Source organism: Streptomyces sp. 4F14 (assembly GCF_048159485.1).
Taxonomy (GTDB): Bacteria; Actinomycetota; Actinomycetes; order Streptomycetales; family Streptomycetaceae; genus Streptomyces.
Genome location: NZ_JBLRVY010000006.1, coordinates 44921 through 63686 on the forward strand (window position 1 = coordinate 44921; position 18766 = coordinate 63686).

Consider the following 18766-nt stretch of genomic DNA (forward strand, 5'->3'; position numbering starts at 1 on the left):
GGGGTGGCCTGTTCGTGGGGTCGGGGGTGCAGGGTCAGGGCCAGACGGTGAAGCCCTCGTGCCGGACGCGCCAGCGGCCGTTGTTGGGGAAGCCGGGGCAATTGGGGCCGGGAGCGGGGTCGGAGGGGGAGCCCAGGCCGAAGCCCAGGCCGGAGCCGAGGCCGGAGCCAAAGCCGAGGCCAGAGTCGGGACCGGGACCAGGGTCGGGACCGGGACCGGAGTCGGGACCGGGACCAGAGTCGGTATCCGTGTCGTCAGCGGTATCTGCTTCGGCCTCGGCTCCGGCTCTGGGGCCGCCCCGGGCCCCAGCTTCCGCCGCCGGCTCGCCTTCCGCCCTGGCTCCGACGGCTGCTTCGGCTCTGCCCCCGGCCCCGGCGTACCCCGGCGCACCGTCCCACCCAGCCGCCATCAGGGAGACTGCCGCGAGCAACGCCCCGTTGGAGGGGAGGTAGACCGGCAGGAGGCTGTCGATCTGGGGGGTGTGGCCGACTGCCGTGTACGTGTTCTTCGGTGTGTCCATCAGCAGTGCGTCCACGGCGAGGTCGGGTCGTCCGAGGCGGGTGGCGGCCATCGCCAGTACTGGGAAGTCCCAGCCCCAGGCGCTGTTCCAGTCCCAGTCGGCGAGGACGTCTTCGAGGGTCTCGGTCATGACTGCCGGGTCGATCAGGGGAGTTGGGGGTACGACGCCGAGCGCGCACAGCAGGGAGGGGTGGTCGTCGCGGCGGAGGTACGGCTCCGTGGCGACGGCGGTGTAGCGGTCGCCGTCGCGGTGGGGCAGGGCGAGGTGGTCCTGGATGTGCTGCCACCGCTTGTGCCGTTCGAGTCCGAGGCGTTCACGCCAGCGCTGGGCGATCTCCAAGCCCCAGTGCCAGTAGGCGAGTTCGAAGGTCGGGTCCTCGGTGGTGCGGGCGTCGTAGAACTCCTGTGCCGGCATCACGGGGGCGGGGAGGTGGAAGACGCCGTCGCGTTCCTCGACGAAGGAGGCCATGAACGTCGCGGTCTCGTCGACGAGTTCGGCGAACCTGGTGACCAACTCGGCGTCGGGACGCGCCCGGTGGAGCAGTTCGAGCAGATAGAGCGGGTGCGGCTGCTGCCAGATCAGCAACGCCCCGATGTCCGAGGGGCTTTCCCGCCCGTCGGGACCGGTCTGCTTGGGCCAGCGGGCGCCCTCGTAGCTCTGCCGACGAGCTGTCTCCCGCGCGGAGTCGAGGATCGACAGGTACCACTCCATGCTGCGCGCGAGGAGTTCGGGGCGCCCCCATGCGGCGAAGTGCGCCCCGTGCCACCAGTGCATCTCCAGATGGAACTTCCCGAACCAGGAGTTGGCGACGAGTCCCGACTCCTGCGGCGGCAGCACCCCCGAACTGTGCACGGCGGTCAGGTACTGCGAGAGCACCACGCGCCGCTCCAGCTCCGCCGCACGCGGATCGGTGGAACCGCTGAAGTCGATCGCCGCGCCGGAGGTCCAGAAGTCGCGCCACCAGGTGGTGGACGCCGCGACGACGGACGCGAAGTCACAGCCGCCGATCTCGTCGTCCGGGGCGAAGGAGGCCACCAACTCAAGTTGCGCGCGACGGGAGTTGAGCCGGAACTCGTGCGCCGCGTCCGCCGCCGTCAGCTCGCCGTCGGTCCAGTCGAGCCGTACGGAATATGACGTCTCGTCAAGTGAGCGCCGGACGAAGGCTGTTCGCTCTCCCTGCTGTTCGAGTACGGACGTGTGCCGCGCGGGAGAGGCCCAGTCGGACGTCTGGAAGAAGCCGTCGCTGGCGTACGGGAACCTCAGCGCGACGCCGACCCGGCCGTCGGCCAGCAGCTGCGACTCGATCCTGAAGGCGACGCGGGAGTGGTGCGGGTCGGCGACCGTGGTGACGGTGACCTCCTCACCGGCGTACGTGAACGTGCTGGTGAGCACGCCGGTCCACAGGTCGAGGCACTGGTACGGGTGTTCCAGCGCGGTGGGGTCGGTGCCGAGGGTGAGGCCGATGCGGCCGAGGTCGAGGCGCTGGGGGTTGGCGTGCAGCCATGCTCCGGCGCGGTACTCCTCGGCGGGTTCGCCGGTCATCATCGACGCCATGTCGAACTTGTCGGGGTAGCGGACGGGTCCGCGCGGGGTGTCGTACGTCGTCATCGCGTCGTCGAGGACGTACCCCTCGGGGTTGGGCATCTCGTGCCAACCCCAGCTGGAGAGCGTGGCGTTGTGGACGGCGAGGCGCTGTTCGGCGAAGGCGGCGGCCTGGTCGTGGTACTCGGGGAAGGACTGCATGCCGGTGATGTCGCACGAGTAGGCGAAGTCACCGTTGCCGACGGTCAGGACGTGCGCGGGGTCGGGCCGGGTGAGTTCGACGGTGTGGCGTCGGACGAGGGCTTCGCGGTCTATCACGCCGGTTTCCCCTGCCCCGGCCTCGCGCCTCTCCAACTCGCGCTCTCCCCCGGCCACTTCTCCCCCTCGGCGGTGACGACGACGCTCACCGGTTCGCAGTCCGGCGCGCTCGCCGTGAGGTGGATCTTCCCGGCGCCGGTCGGCCGCAGGATCGCCAGTGCGCGGCCCTCGTGGGTGAGGCGTTCCGTCACGTCGAACGGCACCTCGGTCCACGGGTCGGCGCTGCCGAGCGCGATCAACTCCCCTGGCCCGCTCACCTCCACGGTCACCCGGCGGTCGGCTGCGGTGTGGACGGTGCCGTGCGTGTCGGTCAGCGTGAGCGTGACGTACGCGAGGTCGCCCCCGCCCGTACGGACCGTCTCCCGGTCGGCCTCGGCGTTCAGCCGTAGGGGTCCGTTGGCCCAGGCGAGGCTTGTGCGGCCGCTCTCGGTGCCGTTCTTGTAGGCGACGGCGACGAGTTCGCCGGGGACGTACACGATCTCGAACTCCGTGCGGAACCGGTGCCCGGGTCCGACCGGCCGGCGGCCGAACGAGTTGCCGTTGCCGAGGAGTTCGACCTCGTCGGCGTCGGAGTAGACCTCGACGGTGACCGGTGCGCCCTCGAAGCCGGGCCAGGTCCAGCTGGCGAGGCTGTCGCTCCAGGCCCACGGGGAGCCCGCCCACCGCTTGCCGTGGTACTCGGGTCGCCGGACGGCGATGTAGGGCTCGGCGCGCAGGCCGAACACGATCTCCCGGTAGTAGGAGGCGGGCCTGCGGTGGCCGGTGATGTCGATGTCGCCGCACCCCGCGACGAGGTAGGGGTACGGGGCGTTGTGCCCCGGGGTGTCACTGTCCGCGTACCGGGGCCGTCCGATGCCGACCTCGCCGAGGTAGTCCCAGCCGGTCCAGGTGAAGTCGCCCAGGACATGCGGGTGTTGGCCGACCAGCTGCCAGTTCCCGTCGATGCGCGTCGGGAACGTCTCCGTGCCCAGCAGGATCCGGTTCGGGAAGAGTTCGCGGTCGAGCGCGTACCGTGCCTCCGCGTAGTTGAGCCCGGCGACGTCGAGGACCGCGAAGGACTCCGCCGTGCGCTCGGTGACCAGCTCCGACGCGCTGACGGCGTTCATCGCGTCCCCGGCGTCCGCCATCAGCGTGTTGATGCCGGCGCCGTCCGATGCGGCCTGTTCCAGGGCCTGTTGCTGGAGCGCGCCCAGTTCGGACATGACGGCGAGCATGCCGTTGACGGCGTTGGTGACGTACCGCGTCGGGTCCAACTCCCGTACTTTCTCGGCGAGTCGGCGTCCCCAGGCGGCGCCGAAGCGCGATCCGGTCTCGGGGATCTCGTTGCCGATCGAGTACATGATGACGCTGGGGTGGTTGACGTCCTTCGCGACCATCGCCTCGATGTCGCGTTCCCACCACTCGGGGAAGTCGAGGCTGTAGTCGAACTCGCTCTTGCCGCCCGTCCACACGTCGAACGCCTCGTCCACGACGAGCATGCCGGTCCGGTCGCACGCCTCCAGCATCGCCCTGCTCATCGGCTGGTGGGACATGCGGACGGCGTTGAACCCCGCGTCCTTGAGGATCTCGATCCGGCGTTCCTCCGCGCGGGCGTATGTCGCCGCGCCCAAGGGCCCGTTGTCGTGGTGGACGCAGGCGCCGCGCAGCTTCACCCGCTCGCCGTTGATCCGCAGACCGTGCCGCGGATCGAGTTGCAGCGTGCGGATACCGAAGGTGACCGTCTCCTCGTCCACATCCCCCAGGGCGACGTGGCAGGTGTGGAGCGCCGGTGACTCGGGGCTCCAGCGGTCGGGGCCGACGACGTACAGCCGCTGCCGTACGGTCGCGCCCTCGCCGGGAAGCACGGTCGCCCTCGATATGTCACGCGCCGCCAACTCCCCCGTCGGGTCCCGGAGTTCGGTGGTCACGGGAACTGTGCGCACCTCGATCGAGTCGTTCACGACCCGCGTGACGACCTCGACCACCGCCCGTTCCGCGTCCACGTCCGGTGTCGTGACCGTGACGCCCTCGGGCTCGATCCGCAGCGTCTCGCCGACCAGCAGCCAGGTGTCCCGGTAGATCCCGGCCCCCGTGTACCACCGGGCGTCCCGATGCGCCCGCGCCTCGACGCGGATCTCGTTCTCCTCGCCGAACCTGAGGAACCGGTCGGCGTCGATCCTGAACTGCGAGTAGCCGTAGGGGCGTTGACCGGCGTAGTCCCCGTTGATGTAGACCATCGCGCCCCGGTAGACCCCCTCGAACTCGACGAGGATCCGCTTCCCCCGCCACTCCTGGGGCACCGCGAACGTCTTGCGGTACTCGAAGACCCCGCCCGGGAAATACGCCCCGGCCGCCCCCTCCATCGTCACCTCACCCTCCGGCGCGGTCCGCCACCGCCCGAGCATGGCGTCATGCGGAACCGTCACCGGTGTGAACGGAGCGGTCGCCCCGGCCAGTTCGGCGAAGGGGTTGACCTTCTCCCGGACCTGCCAAGCGTCATTGAAGGACGTGCGGAACATACGGACTCCATGAGTGTCGGCTCGGCATGGCGTTTCGGTGATTGAAAATCTATCACCTAACAAATTTAGCTGCCATGCCCGCGCCCTCGAACTCCGAGGTCCTCGCCTCGTTGCGCTGCCTGCGCAGCCGGTGCAGCAGGTCACCGCGTGTCCCGAAGTGGTCGTGCAGGTCCCGGTAGACGGCGAAGAGGCGGTCGTACGCGTCCGCGCGGCCGGGGTCGGGCAGGTAGGCGTGCCGGTGGGCCCTGCCCATCGCCGCAGCGGCGGTCCGTACGTCCGGATGGCTCCCGGCGGCGACGGCAGCGTGGATGGCGGAGCCGAGGGCGGGGCCCTGTTCCGAGGCGGCGAGGGAGACCGGGCGGCGCAGGACGTCGGCGTAGATCTGCATGAGCAGGGCGTTCTTCTTCAGGCCACCCGCGACGACGAACTCGGTGACGGGGACGCCGCCGTTCTCGAACGCCTCGACGATGACGCGGGTGCCGAAGGCGGTGGCTTCGAGGAGGGCCCGGTAGACGTCCTCCGGCCGGGTGTCGAGGGTGAGGCCGATGATCACGCCGGAGAGGTTGTGGTCCACCAGGACGGACCTGTTGCCGTTCATCCAGTCCAGGGCGACCAGCCCGTGGGCCCCGACGGGCTGTGCGGCGCACTTGCGGGTGAGCAGCGCGTGCAGGTCCTCGCCGCTGCGTTCGGCCTCCGCGAGGTAGTCGGCGGGGACGCCCTGGCGCAGCCACCAGGCGAAGATGTCGCCGACGGCGCTCTGGCCGGCCTCGTACCCGAAGGCGCCGTCCACGACGCCGCCGTGTACGACACCGCAGATGCCGGGGACGTCGGCGAGCCGGTCGCTGTTGAGGATGTGGCAGGTCGAGGTGCCCATGATGGCGAGGAGTCGGCCGTTGTCCACCGCGCGGGCGGCGGGTGCGGCGACGTGGGCGTCGATGTTGCCCGCGGCCACGGCGATGCCCTCGGGCAGGCCCGTCAGGGCGGCGGCCTCGGCGGTGAGCGAGCCGGCCCTGCTGCCGAGCGGCGCCAGCGGGTGTTCGAGGCGGGTACGGGCGAACCCGGCGAAGTCGGGGTGCAGGGCGCCGAGATACTCCTCGGAGGGGTAGCCGCCGTCCTGGTGGATGCCCTTGTAGCCGGCGGTGCAGGTGTTGCGGGACTCCTCGCCGGTGAGCTGCCACACGATCCAGTCGGCGGCCTCGATCCAGCGGACGCAGGCGTGGTAGACCTCGGGATCCTCTTCGAGGACCTGGAGGGCCTTCGCGAACTGCCACTCGGCGGAGATCTTCCCGCCGTACCGGTGGATCCACGTCTCCCCGCGTGCGTGGGCGAGGGCGTTGATGCGGTCGGCCTGGTCCTGGGCGGCGTGGTGCTTCCACAGCTTCGGCCAGGCGTGCGGCCGGCCGGCGAACTCGGGTGTCAGCGCGAGGGGCGTGCCGTCGGCGTGGGTGGGCAGGACGGTGCACGCCGTGAAGTCCGTGCCGATGCCGACCACTTCGGCAGGGGAGACACCGGCCGCCGCGAGTGCTTCCGGTACGGCCGCGGCGAGGACGTCGCACCAGTCCCGCGGGTGTTGCAGGGCCCAGTCGGGGGGCAGCGGGGAGCCGCCGCCGGGCAGGCGTTCGTCGATCACGCCGTGCCGGTACTCGTGCACGGCCGATCCCATCTCCCGGCCGTCGCGCACCCGTACGACGACGGCCCGGCCGGACAGCGTCCCGAAGTCGACGCCGACGGTGTACTGCTCGGGGGTACCGGCCATGCGCTTCTCCCAGTCGACAGAGTGTAAATCTATACATGCAAAATTTTAGTAGCTAGGGTCGCCCCATGCACCTCAGCTCTACCCCGCCTCCCGCCTGCTGCGCACCCCGGAGACAGCGGACGGCCGCGACGTCGCCCCCGGTCGCGCTCCCCGGCCTCACCCGCCGCGACGACCTCGACGGCATGGTTCTCCTGCCCGGCGGCGAGTTCCTGATGGGCGCGGCCGACAGCGAGGGGTTCCCCGGCGACGGGGAGGGGCCGGTGCGGCCCGTGCGGCTGAGCCCGTTCCGCATCGACGTGCACGCCGTCAGCAACGACCGGTTCGCCGGGTTCGTGGCCGACACGGGGTACGTCACCGAGGCCCAGCTCATCGGCTGGTCCTATGTGTTCGCCGGGTTCCTGCCCGCCTCGCTGCGGCGCGGGGCGCCCCGGCCGGACCGTACGCCTTGGTGGTGCGGGATCGGTGGGGCGCGGTGGGACCGGCCCGAGGGTCCCGGCAGTTCGGTCGCGGATCGCGGTGACCATCCCGTCGTCCACGTCTCCTGGAACGACGCGGCGGCGTACGCGAGTTGGGCGGGGAAGCGGCTGCCCACCGAAGCGGAGTGGGAGTACGCGGCGCGCGGCGGGCTGGAGCAACAGCGGTACCCGTGGGGGGACGAGCTGGACCCCCACGGGGAGTACCGGTGCAACATCTGGCGGGGCGTGTTCCCTGACGAGAACACCGCCGCCGACGGGTACCGGGGCACCGCTCCCGTCGACGCCTTCGAGCCCAACGGCTTCGGCCTGCACAACACTTCGGGCAACGTCTGGGAGTGGTGCGCCGACTGGTGGACCACCCGCCACGCGCCGGACACCGTGACCGACCCGAAGGGACCGGCGCGGGGCACGGACAAGGTCATCCGGGGCGGGTCCCACCTGTGTCACCGGTCCTACTGCAACCGCTACCGCGTCGCCGCCCGCACGGCCAGTTCGCCGGACGGCGCGAGCGGCCACACCGGGTTCCGGTGCGCGCGGGACGCCTAGAACGCGGGACGCCCAGAAACCTCAACTGCCAAAGGAGCCGCACCCCATGAGAGCCATCATGGTCATGTTCGACAGCCTGAACCGGCACATGCTCCCCCCGTACGGCTGCGACTGGACCCACGCCCCGAACTTCGCCCGCCTCGCCGAACGGACCGTCACCTACCAGAAGGCGTACGCCGGTTCGATGCCGTGCATGCCGGCCCGGCGTGAACTCCACACGGGGCGGCACAACTTCCTGCACCGCGGCTGGGGTCCGATGGAGCCGTTCGACGACTCGATGCCGGAGTTGCTGAAGAGGGCGGGGGTGCACACGCACCTCGCCAGTGACCACCCGCACTACTGGGAGGACGGCGGCGCGACCTACCACGGCCGGTACAGCACCTGGGAGTTCTTCCGGGGACAGGAGGGCGACCCGTGGAAGGGGCACGTCGCCGACCCGCCGATGCCGGAGGCGGACGTCAAGGAGCTGCGGGCCGAGGGATACCGCCAGGACTGGGTCAACCGCTCGTACATGCCGACCGAGGATCTCCACCATCAGACGCTGACCTTCGACGCCGGCCTCGACTTCGTGCGCACCAACCTCGCCGAGGACCGCTGGTTCGTCCAGATCGAGACCTTCGACCCGCACGAGCCGTTCTTCTCGCACCAGCACTACAAGGACCTCTACCCGCACGCCTACGAAGGACCGCACTTCGACTGGCCGGACTACCGCCAGGTCACCGAGACCGACGAGCAGGTGGAGCACGCCCGTTACGAGTACGCCGCCCTGCTGTCGATGTGCGACCGTTCCCTCGGCCGGGTCCTGGACCTGATGGACGAGCACGACCTGTGGCAGGACACGCTGCTGATCGTCAACACCGACCACGGGCTGCTGCTCGGCGAGAAAGAGTGGTGGGGCAAGTCCGTCCAGCCCTGGTACGACGAGCTGGTGCACCTGCCCCTGTTCGTGTGGGACCCCCGCCACCCGCAGGCGGCGGGCGAGCGGCGCGAGGCGCTGGTGCAGACGATCGACCTCGCGCCGACGCTCCTCGAATTCTTCGGTGTGGAACGGCCCTTGGACACGCAGGGCGTCCCGCTGCCGGTCGCCGAGGAGCAACCGGTGCGCGAGGCGGCCCTGTTCGGGATCCACGGCGGTCACGTCAACGTCACCGACGGCCGGTACGTCTACATGCGCGCACCCGCGAACGCCGACAACTCCCCTCTGTACGAGCACACGTTGATGCCGACCCACATGCGCGGCCGGTTCACCCCGGAGGAGCTCAAGGACGCCGAACTCGCCGAGCCGTTCACCTTCACCAAGGGCGTCCCCACCCTGCGCACCCGTGGCCGCACCTTCTTCAACCCCTACCGCTTCGGCACCCTCCTCTTCGACCTCGCCACCGACCCCGAGCAGCGCGCCCCGTTCGTGGACGACGAGGTGGAGCTACGGATGGCGGGCCTGCTGGTCGAGCTGATGCGGGCGAACGACGCTCCGCCGAGCCAGTACGAGCGCCTCGGTCTGCCCGCCGAGGGCCCGGTCACCGACGCCCACCTCCTGGTGCGCGCCCAGCGGGAGCAGGCCCGGCAGGCCGCCGAACCGCTGCCGAGGCCGGAGGACTTCCCGGCGGGGCGCTTCTCCCTGCGCACCCCGATCACGGCCCTGGTCGCCGACCCCGAGGCCGTCGAGGTGCTGCGCACCCACGCACCCAGCCTGGTCGACACGGAACTGCTCCAGGCGATCGGCTCGACGTCGCTGATCTCGCTGGCGGCGCTGTCGGGGGGCGGCTTCCCCACGGTCACGCTGCGGGTCCTGGCGCAGGAGCTGGCAGCGCTGTAGGACTCCGCCGGCCCTGGTCCTCAGGTGCCCTGTGTTTGCATCCGGGATCCGCTGGAGCTAAATTAAATCAACCGCTTGAATTAAGTCTTCCCCTCCGGAGCCACCGTGCCGTACGCCTTCGACGCCGAACTCCTCAACGCCCTCACCGCCCGCCGCGCGAGCGTGGACGCGTCGTCGCGGCATCCGGCCCGTGGCGACTGGCAGGCCCTGCGCGACGGCGAAGCCGAACTGGCCGCGATCGACGCGGGCAAGCCCGAGCACCCCTCGGTGACCCGCACCGACCTCCACGCCGTCTCGTACGACGGCGCGGAGGTGGCGGCACGCTGGTACGCACCCGAGGGGCAGGACCCCACCGGCCGGGGACCCGCCGCCGTCTACCTGCACGGCGGCGGGATGGTCTCGGGCTCGGTCGACCTGTTCGACCGGCTGGTCGCCGGATACGCGGCCGACAGCCGCGTCCCCCTGCTCTCGGTCGACTACCGCCGCGCACCGGAGCACCCGCACCCCACCCCGGTCGAGGACGCCTACGCGGGCCTGGTCGCGCTGGCCGCGCACGCGGACGAGCTGGGCGTGGACCCCGCGCGGATCGCGGTGATGGGCGAGAGCGCGGGCGGCGGCCTCGCGGCCGGGGTCACCCTGCTGGCCCGGGAGCGCGGCCTCCCCGTCGCGAAGCAGATCCTCGTGTACCCGATGCTCGACGACCGCACCACCGAACCCGACCCCGCCCTGCTGCCGTTCGCCGTCTGGACGTACGACGACAACTGGACCGGCTGGCACGCCCTGCTCGGCGACGCCGTAGGAGGCCCCGACGTCCCCGCGTACGCCGCACCCGCCCGCGCGAGCGACCTGACCGGGCTCCCGGACGCCTACGTCGAGGTCGGCGAGCTGGACATCTTCCGTGACGAGGCCGTCTCCTACGCCCGCCGCCTCGCCGCCGCCGGCAGCTCCGCCGAACTCCATGTCCACCCCGGCTGCCCGCACGCCTTCGACCACCTCGCGCCGGACATCGACGTCGTCGCCCGGGCCAGGGCCGACCGGCTGCGCGCCCTCACCGGTTTCTGAGCCCCTCACCGAGAGAATCGAGAGCTAGATGACGACCACCCCCACCGGGACAGTCCCCGACTTCCCCATGCCCAGGGATTCCGGCTGCCCCTTCGCGCCGCCGCCCGCCTTACGTGAGGCGCACACGCGGCGCCCGATCTCGAAGGTCCGGATCTGGGACGGCAGCACGCCCTGGCTGGTCACCCGTTTCGAGGACCAGCGCGCCCTGCTGGCCGACCAGCGGTGCAGCGTCGACCTGCGGCGCCCCGGCTTCCCGTACATGAACCCGGCGTTCCGCGAGTCGGGCTCCCGGAACGTCCAGCCGTCCTTCCTCAACCTGGACGACCCGGAGCACGCCCGGATCCGCCGCATGCTCAGCGGGGCCTTCACCATCAAGCGCGTCGAGGCCCTGCGCCCGTCCGTCCAGCGGATGACGGACGACTTCGTCGACGCGATGCTCGCCGGGCCCAACCCCGCCGACCTCGTCCGGGCGCTCGCGCTCCCCCTGCCCTCGCTCGTGATCTGCGAACTCCTCGGGGTGCCGTACGAGGACCACGCGTTCTTCCAGCACCAGAGCGAGGTGGGCCTGCGCCACGATGTCTCGCCCGAGGCGTCCACGGCTGCCCGGAAGGCGCTGCTCGACTACGTCGCGGACCAGCTCGACCAGAAGCTCGCCGCCCCCGGCGACGACCTCCTCTCCGAACTGGCGGCCCGGGTCCGCGACGGCGACCTGACCCATCCGCAGGCCGCGACCATGGGCCTGCTGCTGCTCGGCGCGGGGCACGAGACCTCGGCGAACATGATCGCGCTGAGCGTCGCGGCACTGCTGGAGCACCCCGACCAGCTCGCGATCGTCCGCGACACCGACGACCCCAAGGTCCTGGCGAGCGCCGTCGACGAGCTCCTGCGCTATCTCACGATCATTCACATCGGCAACCGCCGGATCGCCCTGGAGGACATCGAGGTCGGCGGGACCACGATCCGCGCCGGCGAGGGCGTCGTCCTCCCCAGCGCCACCGCCAACTGGCAGGACGACGTCTTCCCCGAGCCCGACCGGCTCGACGTCACCCGCGACGCCCGCCGGCACCAGGCGTTCGGATTCGGCATCCACCAGTGCCTCGGCCAGCCCCTGGCCCGCCTGGAGCTCCAGGTCGTCTACAGCACGCTCTTCCGCCGCGTCCCCACCCTCCGCCTGGCCACCGACCTCCAGAAGCTCCCCTTCAAGGAGGACGGCCTCGTGTACGGGGTCTACGAGCTTCCGGTGACCTGGTGACAACCCGTCCCCACGCGCAGCCCCAACGCCCAGCCCCTGGCCTCGAACTCGCCGTCTCCGTCGAGGAGTTGCGCAAGATCGAGGGCCTGACCGGCATCCCCCACCGAGAGCCTTCCGAAGAAGGGAACGACCATGAAGGTCACCATCGACGAGGACAAGTGCTGCGGCGCCGGAAGCTGCGTCCTCGCCGCCCCCGAGGTCTTCGACCAGCGCGACGAGGACGGCATCGTCGTCCTCCTCGACACGGAGCCCGCCGAGGATCAGCACCCGGCGGTACGTGACGCGGCTGCCGTCTGCCCGGCCGCCGCCATCGTGCTCGACTGACGCGGGCACCCAGGGCAGGGCGCGACCGGCGCCCCGTCCTTCGCCGCCGTGAGGACTCGGCGACGTCGCGGTCCTCACGGTCCGCCGCTCGCCGATCCCCCGGCGTCGGTGGTGACAGGCGCCCGCCACAGGGCGACGATCGCGTCGACGAGACCGTCGGCGACCTCGTCCCAGCTCCGGTGGTGCGAGGCGCTGCCCTCCGCGAGGCCGTGCTCCCGCTCCACGCACATCTGCGTGATCAGGTGGCGTGTCATGGCGCCCCGTTCCGCGAATGCCTCGGGCGGCAGCTCCGGCAGCAGCCGGTACAGCTCGTCCCGCAGGCGCAGCAGCGACGGGGACTCGGCGTCCAGCACCCGCGACACCAGTGTCCGGAGCGCGGGATCGACGGTCACCTGGGTCATGAACCGCGCGTACCAGCTGGGGCTGCCCAGCGAGTCCAGATGGCCGGTGACGGGGCGGACCGTGCACGCGGCCCAGGTCCGCAGGTCGGTGAACTCACCGGCCTGCGCCACCAGCCGGGCCCGGTCGCGCTCGATCCGTTCCGCGTGCCGGCGCACCAGCGCCTCCACCACCCCCGGCCTTGGTCCCGAAGTGGTAGGTGACCGCGGCGTTGTTGCCCTGCCCGGCGGCCCGGCTGATCTGGCGGTTGGCCACCGCGTGCACACCACGCTCGGCGAACAGCCGCTCGGCCGCCGTCAGCAGGGCGTCCCGCGTGGCACCGACCTGTTCGGATCGTCGGACGCCGCTCGTCGTCACAGCATCTCCACCTGGTTCCGGGCCTTCGCCCATATTTTAAATCAACCAGTTGATTCAATCCAGGACTTCTCCAACCCACCCTGACATCCGTCAGGACCGCACCACCCCTCCCCCTCCCTACTGTTCGAGTCGTCTCCCATCCCCGACCAGGAAGAGACGGCTCACATGCGACCGTTCCGCTCCACCCTCGCCGCGGCTGCCGCCGTGGGCGCGCTCACCGCCGGTGTCGTCGTCGTTCAGCCCGCGCAGCCGGCGAGCGCGGCGGCCTCGGACTGCACGGGAGGGGCGCGGGGCTTCCGCGACCACCCGGACAACGCCGAGGGCGACACCGACAAGCCGCGCGACTTCTCCCTCGGGAACGTCCGGTTCACGCTGGAGAAGGGCTGGTTCGGCGGTCAGATCGCGTTCGGCAAGATCAGCGGCGAGACCCGGCCCGGCGACAACATGTGGATGGACTGGCGCGCGGACGGCTGGGACAACACGAACGCCGTGTCGCCGTGGCTCCAGTGCGGGCCGTTCACCGTCCGGTCGGCCGGGCAGAGCCTGACGACGCCGTTCAGGCGGACCAGCACCGACCCCAACTACCAGTTCCGGGTGTGCGGTTCGCTGGTCTCCGACGGCGCGATCCGCTGCTCCGCCTGGTGGTAGTCACCCACCCCTGCGCCCCTACTCGAAAGGCATGACCATGCGCAGAATCCTCCGCGGCGCCGCCGCGCTCGCCCTGTCCACCGCCGCCGTCCTCACCGGCACCACCCAGGCCCAGGCCGCGGGCACCTGGGACGGCTGCCCGTACGGCGCGGTCTGTATCTACCCCGAGAACGTGACCCCGTCCAGCAGCCCGTACCCGACGTACATCTTCTACTCGTACGGCTTCCACCCGATCTACAACCAGTACGGCAACCACTGGGTCTACAACAACCAGTACGACGGCGCCGTGGCGGAGCTGTGCAAGTCCATCAACAACGACTGCACCGAGTCCATCCCCGAGCAGACGGGCTGGTTCGTCGACCTCGGGCCGATCAACTCCCTCCACCTGCGGGAGCACTACCAGTGAGGCGCCGTCTCCTCGCGGTCGTCGCCGCGCTGCTGCTGGTCGGCGGCGCGGCGGGGACGGCGACGGCCGCACCCGCCACCGCACCCGCCACCGTCGCGTCCGTCCAGGTGCCGAGCGGCGTCACCGCCGGTGTCGCCGTGTTCGACCGGCAGACCGGCGCCTTCACCGAACAGCTCAACGCGAGCGCCCAGTTCCGTTCCGCGTCGGTCGTCAAGCTGCTCCTCACCCTGGACTTCCTGTGGAACCGGGGTCCCGACTACACCGTGCCCGCCGCCGACCGGGCCCGGCTGGAGCCGATGCTGCGCAGCAGCGACGACGACGCGGCCAACTACTACTGGTCGACGTACGGCGGTTCGGCGATCATCACGCGGATGGTGAGCCGCCTCGGTCTCAGCGACACGGCGCCGCCGCCCACCGGGTACGAGGGCTACTGGGGGTACTCGGCGATCTCCGCCCGTGACACGGTGACGATCTACCGGTACCTCCTGGACTCGGCGCCCGCGCCCGTGCGCGACTTCGTGATGGGCAATCTGCGCCAGTCCACCCGCTGCGCCTCCGACGGTTTCGACCAGCACTTCGGCGTCGCCGGGGCGTTCGACAAGCCGTGGGCGGTGAAGCAGGGCTGGTCGGGCTCGTCGTTCCCGGAGGGCACCTGCGGCAGCGCCGCTTCGGCGGCCGGCACCACCGTCCGGGCGAAGGCCGTCGACCTGACCCGCCCCGCGCTGCACAGCACGGGAACGGTGGGTGCGGGCGACCGTTCCATCGTCGCCGTGTACACGCTGCACCCGGCCGGCACGTCGTACGGCAAGGCGTACACGGACATCGGGCGCCTCACGCGCTCGCTGGACGTGCCGGGGGCGACGCGCCCGGCGGGCTGGTGGTACGGCACCTGGAGCGAGCACGTGAACGTCCGCCGGGACCCGTCGACGGGCAACGCCCCGATGACACAACTCCCGGCCGGCGTCGAGGTGTTGATCGGCTGCCAGAAGCGGGGCCAGGAGGTCCAGGTGCCGCCGTACACGAACGACTGGTGGGCGTATCTGCCCCAGTACGGCGGCTGGATCTCGAACATCTACGTCAGTTCGCCCGACAACCGGATCCCGGACGTCAGGGAGTGCTGACCCCCTTCTGGTAGTCGGCGAGGTTGCGGAGCACCTTGTCCACGTACGGCTGGACGCGTGCGGGGACTCCGCGGGCCTCGATGACGGTGCGGTCGCTGGTGCGCCAGCCGGCGGCGATCAGCGCGGGCAGGTCCGCTACGGGGAGCTGGGCCTTCTTGAACTGCTGATCGAGCCAGCACGTGTACAGGCTCATCGTGGCGATCGCGTCGGGCGGCGACCAGTAGTCCTTGTCGCCGTCCCCGTCGCCGTCCACCGCCCAGGCGTTGAACACCGACGGCGTCCACATGGCGATCCCGTACTCCTCACCGCGGGAGGCCCGGGTGTCGAAGCCGCTCTCCGCCTTCAGCATGGCGGCGAGCAGCGCGGGGGTGACCTCGGGGTCGGTGCAGCGTTTCGCCGCGTCGACGATGACCGGGCGCAGCGCCTTCGGTACGTCGGAGTCCTCCGGGATGGATCCGGCGGCCGGGAGGCGGGCGGCGGTGACGACGGCGGGCGTGGTGCGCCCGCCGTCGTCACCGTTCCCGCCACCGCCCAGGAGCGTGAAGCCGGCTACGGCGGTGACGGCGGCGAGCGCGGTCACCGCGACGGCGGGCAGCAGTGCGCGCCGGACGCGCCGGCCGGGCACCGCCCCGGCCCGTTCCACGAGGCTCGCGGCGGTGTGCTTCAGGCGTGCCGCGTGGTCCGGGGCGAGGCAGTCGGCGACGATCGGGCGCCAGTGCTCGTCGAGCCCGGCGTCCAGGCGCAGGGGCGCGGTGCCGCGCGCGTACGCCTGGGCGGCGAGCGAGCGGGCGCGGGCGGTGGCGCCGGGGAAGGGGTGCAGGCCGCCGGTGAGGACCTGGTGGGCGAGGACGCCGAAGGCCCAGATGTCGGCGGTCGGGCGGACGACGGCGCCCTGCGCGCCGGTGCGCTGGGACCACCACTCGGGCGGCAGGTGGTCGAGGGTGCCCAGCGGGGGCATGTGGGCGTGGGTGCCGTCGAGTTCGGTGGCGAGCCCGAAGTCGGCGAGCCAGACCTCGCCGGCCGTGCCCAGCAGGACGTTGGCCGGTTTGAGGTCGCCGTGCACCCAGCCCTCGGCGTGCATGTGGGCGAGACCGGCGAGGACGCCGCGCAGGACGCGGACCGGGTCGGGGACCGGGCGGCCCGACTCCAGCACCGCGCACAGGCTTTCCTCCGCGCGGTCCATGACGAGCGCGATCGCGCCGTCCAGCGCGGGCAGGTCCGGCGCGTCGACCGTGCACACGGCGCGGGTGCGGACGAGGTGCGGGTGATCGGCCCCGGCGCTGAAGCGGACCTCGCGGTCGACGAGTTCGGCGAGGGCGGCGCGCTGGCCGGGGGCGAGGGCGCGCATGACCTTGACGGCGGCGGGGGTGCCGTCGGCGGTGGCGCGGGCGTCGTAGACGGTGCCCCAGGCGCCGGAGCCGATGACGCCGGTGAGCTGCCAGTCGGCGATGCGGAAGCCGGTGGGGAGGGTGGGGGGTGTGAGGGGGGCGCGGGGGGTGTCCGGGTCGGCCGAGTCGCCTGCACCGGACGGGCTGCCCAAGTCCCCTGAATCCCTTGATTCCTGCGAGCGTGTCACGCCCCGACCCCCTTCCGGGACGGCAGCAGCGCGAGGTGTTCCTCCCGGACCAGCCCGAACCGCAGGGCGAGCGACGCGAGGCGGGCCCGTTTGGCTCCCGTGCGGCCCCCGTCGCCGCCGGGTTCCTCCCCCACGTCGAGCCGGAGTTTCGCGAACGCCAGGTAGTCGATGTGGTAGTTGACGGCGGACCGTGTCAGCCCCCGGCAGCTCTCCAGCGACCGCAGCCGCTCGACGATGTCTCCGACCCCCGGCAGCGCGCTGTCACCGGGGTCCCGCAGCCTCGGTTCGCAGAGCGCCACCAGCACCAGGAAGTACTTGGAGGTCGCGTCGAGGGCGTACGGGTGGACGGTCAGCTCCCCCGCCCCCGGCACCGACCGTTCGTCGAGGTAGGCGTGCTGCGGTGCGAACACCTTGAAGTCGACGGTGCCGTTGAGCGCGGGCAGCACGACGCGCGAGAACTCGAAGGGGACCGGCGCCCCGAGCCGTCCGGGCGCGACGGTCAGGTACTCGCCGGCGCCCTCCAGGTTCTCCACCACGTACGCCGTGTCGCGGCTGAAGTTGGACAGCCGCCAGTAGTCGTCGGCGGCCTCCAGGCGCCCCGCGCGCCGGGAGATCCCGGGGTCGCGCAGGACGATGGGGACGTCGCCGCGCCCGAACTCGGCGACGTCCCCCGGTCCCATGCGCAGCAGTTCGGGCCTGCCCTCGCCGACGCCGTCCGGCCGTGTCGGCGCGGGCGGCTGGACGATGATCGTTTCCATGCCGGCTCTCCCCCGATGTGTTCACCAGATTCTAGGGACGGCTCCGTGCGCCGCCCGCCTGCCGCTGTGAGTGATGCGTGAACGAATGGCGCGGTTCCGGCGAAGGGGGAGGGGCCGGGGGTCAGCGTACGGTCACCTCGACGGGCAGCCGCTTGATGCCGTTGACGAAGTTGGAGCGGACGCGGGGGACGTCCCCGGCGAGGCGGATGTCCGCGAGGCGCGGGATGAGTTCCTCGAACATGATGCGGATCTCGGTGCGGGCGAGGAGGTTGCCGAGGCAGAGGTGGGGGCTGCCCTTGCCGAAGGTGACGTGGTCGTTGTCGGTGCGGGTGACGTCGAAGGCGTAGGGGTCGGGGAAGACGTCCTCGTCGCGGTTGCCGGAGGCGAACCACATGACGACCTTGTCGCCCTCCTTGACGTGCTTGCCGCCGAGTTCGGTGTCGCGGGTGGCGGTGCGCCGGAAGTGGTAGACGGGCGAGGCCCAGCGGAGGAACTCCTCGACCGCGCCGGGGATGAGGGCGGGGTCCTCCTGGAGGCGGGCGAGCTGGTCGGGGTGCTGGAGGAGGGCCAGCATGGAGTGGGTGATGGTGTGCCGGGTGGTCTCGTTGCCGGCGACGACCAGGAGGAGGAAGTAGTTGTCGAAGTCCCGTTCGGAGAGCGGGATCCCGTCCCGGGGCGTGGAGTTGACGAGCCGGGAGACGAGGTCGGTGCCGTCGCCGCCGCGCCGCCGCCGGGCCAGCTCGCGGCCGTACGCGAAGACTTCGAGGGAGGCCGGGGAGCGGAAGGGCAGGTCGCGGTACTTCTCGCTCTCCTCGCTGTGCAGCAGGACGTCCGCGTAGTCGGGGTCGGTGTTGCCGATGATGCGGTTGCCCCAGTCGATGAGGCGCCGGTTGTCCTCGGGGGGTACGTCGAGGAGGCGGGCGAGGACGTTGATGGGGAAGTCCGCGGAGATCTCCTCGACGAAGTCGAAGGTGCCCTTGGCGAGGGCGGTGTCGAGGGTGGTGGCGGTCAGTCCGCGCAGGAAGTCGGTGTAGCTGTTGATGACGTTCGCGCCGAACTGCCGTTGCAGCAGGGAGCGCAGGGCGCGGTGGCGGACGCCGTCGAGTTCGAGGATGGAGGCGCGTTTCTTGATCTGGTCGTCGTCGACCTCTTCGAGGTTGACGAACCGGGTGGAGGTGAAGGTGTCGGGGTCGCGGTCGACGCGGGCGATGTCGGCGTGCCGGGTGACCGCCCAGAAGCCGGAGCCCGGTCCGTCCTCGGGCTGCCAGTGGACGGGGTCCTCGTGGCGCAGGGTGTGGAACATCCGCCAGGGGGTGACGCCGTCGGTGAAGTGGTCGAGGTTCGTGAGGTCGACGTCGGCGAGCGGGAAGGGCCGGTGTCCGGTCATGGGG

General features: G+C 71.4%; 17 protein-coding genes. 9 read left to right on the forward strand and 8 right to left on the reverse strand.

The genetic code is table 11. From position 1 onward, the window contains the following. Nucleotides 1-34 precede the first annotated feature (34 nt). From ACLZOT_RS11605 to araB, 3 genes are read right to left on the reverse strand one after another with little or no spacing between them, the layout of a single operon-like run. Nucleotides 35-2380 (reverse strand): hypothetical protein, encoded by a 2346-nt coding sequence (locus tag ACLZOT_RS11605; protein WP_416968730.1) that lies wholly within the window; start codon nt 2378-2380, stop codon nt 35-37. Then, nucleotides 2377-4878 (reverse strand): glycoside hydrolase family 2 TIM barrel-domain containing protein, encoded by a 2502-nt coding sequence (locus ACLZOT_RS11610; protein ID WP_416968731.1) that lies wholly within the window; start codon nt 4876-4878, stop codon nt 2377-2379. Before ACLZOT_RS11610 ends, ACLZOT_RS11605 begins: the two co-directional genes overlap by 4 nt. 52 nt (nt 4879-4930) lie before the next feature. Then, the gene (gene araB / locus ACLZOT_RS11615) at nt 4931-6634 is read right to left on the reverse strand and encodes a ribulokinase (RefSeq protein WP_416968732.1); all 1704 of its coding nucleotides are present in this window, start codon (nt 6632-6634) and stop codon (nt 4931-4933) included. A 65-nt stretch (nt 6635-6699) separates the two neighbouring features. Here araB and ACLZOT_RS11620 point away from each other — a divergent pair, with 65 nt between their 5' ends. The 5 genes from ACLZOT_RS11620 (at nt 6700) to ACLZOT_RS11640 (ending at nt 12110) form a co-directional block, all read left to right on the forward strand. Further along, nucleotides 6700-7656 (forward strand): formylglycine-generating enzyme family protein, encoded by a 957-nt coding sequence (locus ACLZOT_RS11620; protein ID WP_416968733.1) that lies wholly within the window; start codon nt 6700-6702, stop codon nt 7654-7656. A 46-nt stretch (nt 7657-7702) separates the two neighbouring features. Continuing rightward, nucleotides 7703-9472, forward strand: a complete 1770-nt coding sequence (locus ACLZOT_RS11625; RefSeq protein WP_416968734.1) for a sulfatase — start codon at nt 7703-7705, stop codon at nt 9470-9472. 105 nt (nt 9473-9577) lie between these two features. Then, a complete protein-coding gene (locus ACLZOT_RS11630; protein WP_416968735.1) occupies nt 9578-10534 on the forward strand; it encodes an alpha/beta hydrolase in 957 nt (318 codons plus the stop codon). A 28-nt stretch (nt 10535-10562) separates the two neighbouring features. Next, nucleotides 10563-11786, forward strand: a complete 1224-nt coding sequence (locus ACLZOT_RS11635) for a cytochrome P450 (protein WP_416968736.1) — start codon at nt 10563-10565, stop codon at nt 11784-11786. Nucleotides 11787-11918: 132 nt separating this feature from the next. Continuing rightward, entirely contained in the window at nt 11919-12110 is a 192-nt protein-coding gene (locus ACLZOT_RS11640) for a ferredoxin (protein WP_416968737.1), read from the forward strand. A 74-nt stretch (nt 12111-12184) separates the two neighbouring features. On the opposite strand, the gene ACLZOT_RS11645 is transcribed toward ACLZOT_RS11640, so the two are convergent. Together ACLZOT_RS11645 and ACLZOT_RS11650 are read right to left on the reverse strand one after the other, a co-directional pair. Further along, on the reverse strand, nt 12185-12667 hold the full coding sequence (locus ACLZOT_RS11645; RefSeq protein ID WP_416968738.1) for a TetR/AcrR family transcriptional regulator: 483 nt from the start codon (nt 12665-12667) through the stop codon (nt 12185-12187). Further along, nucleotides 12606-12773, reverse strand: a complete 168-nt coding sequence (locus ACLZOT_RS11650) for a hypothetical protein (protein WP_416969054.1) — start codon at nt 12771-12773, stop codon at nt 12606-12608. The genes ACLZOT_RS11645 and ACLZOT_RS11650 overlap by 62 nt, the downstream gene beginning before the upstream one ends. On the opposite strand from ACLZOT_RS11650, the gene ACLZOT_RS11655 reads away from it, so the two are divergent. The 4 genes from ACLZOT_RS11655 (at nt 12768) to ACLZOT_RS11670 (ending at nt 15041) form a co-directional block, all read left to right on the forward strand. Continuing rightward, the gene (locus ACLZOT_RS11655; protein WP_416969076.1) at nt 12768-12950 is read left to right on the forward strand and encodes a hypothetical protein; all 183 of its coding nucleotides are present in this window, start codon (nt 12768-12770) and stop codon (nt 12948-12950) included. The genes ACLZOT_RS11650 and ACLZOT_RS11655 overlap by 6 nt on opposite strands. Nucleotides 12951-13031: 81 nt before the next feature. Next, entirely contained in the window at nt 13032-13514 is a 483-nt protein-coding gene (locus ACLZOT_RS11660; protein WP_416968739.1) for a hypothetical protein, read from the forward strand. Nucleotides 13515-13545: 31 nt separating this feature from the next. Further along, on the forward strand, nt 13546-13920 hold the full coding sequence (locus ACLZOT_RS11665) for a hypothetical protein (protein ID WP_416968740.1): 375 nt from the start codon (nt 13546-13548) through the stop codon (nt 13918-13920). After that, nucleotides 13917-15041 carry a hypothetical protein gene (locus tag ACLZOT_RS11670; RefSeq protein WP_416968741.1) on the forward strand — a complete coding sequence of 375 codons (1125 nt, stop codon included), beginning with the start codon at nt 13917-13919 and terminating at the stop codon, nt 15039-15041. The genes ACLZOT_RS11665 and ACLZOT_RS11670 overlap by 4 nt, the downstream gene beginning before the upstream one ends. Here the strand turns inward: ACLZOT_RS11670 and ACLZOT_RS11675 are convergent. The 3 genes from ACLZOT_RS11675 to ACLZOT_RS11685 form a co-directional block, all read right to left on the reverse strand. Further along, a complete protein-coding gene (locus ACLZOT_RS11675; protein WP_416968742.1) occupies nt 15028-16581 on the reverse strand; it encodes a serine/threonine-protein kinase in 1554 nt (517 codons plus the stop codon). The genes ACLZOT_RS11670 and ACLZOT_RS11675 overlap by 14 nt on opposite strands. 32 nt (nt 16582-16613) lie before the next feature. After that, nucleotides 16614-17375, reverse strand: a complete 762-nt coding sequence (locus ACLZOT_RS11680; protein WP_416968743.1) for a serine/threonine protein kinase — start codon at nt 17373-17375, stop codon at nt 16614-16616. A 121-nt stretch (nt 17376-17496) separates the two neighbouring features. Further along, entirely contained in the window at nt 17497-18762 is a 1266-nt protein-coding gene (locus ACLZOT_RS11685; RefSeq protein WP_416968744.1) for a cytochrome P450, read from the reverse strand. Nucleotides 18763-18766: the final 4 nt, after the last annotated feature.